Here is a 385-nt window from a genome sequence, read left to right as displayed (position 1 = left end):
GGGGGACAGGCTGCGTTTGGTTTTCAGGCCGTCTGAAACGGCGGCGGCACTGTGTTTCCTCTCCTGAGCGAGAGGGCTAGGGAGAGGGGTTGTTGCGGATGAGGAAAATGCGGGTTGGTCGGCAAGCGCTGTGCCTCACGCCGGCCGGGCTTCAGGCGGCATTTTGTTTCGGCGTTAACGGTCAACCCGTATGCCGCCTGCCTGTTTTTCTTCATCCAGCTTTTTTTGCAGGGTGTCGCAAGGTGTGTCGCATCGGTTATCCTATGTGGATATGCGGTATAAAGACGGATTTTCAGTCCGTTATGACTCCGACGGTTTGCCTGCAACAGAATCCGAAGAATAGTGACGCAGGTACCTGTCTCTTATCCCCATCTCCGAGCCCACG

2 pseudogenes are annotated in these 385 nt (G+C 56.1%); one reads left to right on the top strand and one right to left on the bottom strand.

Annotated features, from left to right (window positions below):
• Positions 1–174 precede the first annotated feature (174 nt).
• A pseudogene (locus ACRPFF_RS11735) lies at positions 175–252 on the bottom strand ((Na+)-NQR maturation NqrM); the annotation flags it as partial.
• Between ACRPFF_RS11735 and ACRPFF_RS11730 the strand changes: the two are divergent.
• Positions 251–343: pseudogene (locus tag ACRPFF_RS11730) on the top strand (cell division protein FtsQ/DivIB); the annotation flags it as partial. The pseudogenes ACRPFF_RS11735 and ACRPFF_RS11730 sit on opposite strands and share 2 nt — an antisense overlap.
• Positions 344–385 lie beyond the last annotated feature (42 nt).

The sequence above is a fragment of the Neisseria sp. SLRRB23 genome (genome assembly GCF_050896295.1).
GTDB lineage: Bacteria > Pseudomonadota > Gammaproteobacteria > Burkholderiales > Neisseriaceae > Neisseria.
Note: the sequence above shows the minus strand (reverse complement) of the source record. Positions and strands in the feature narration are given on the sequence as shown.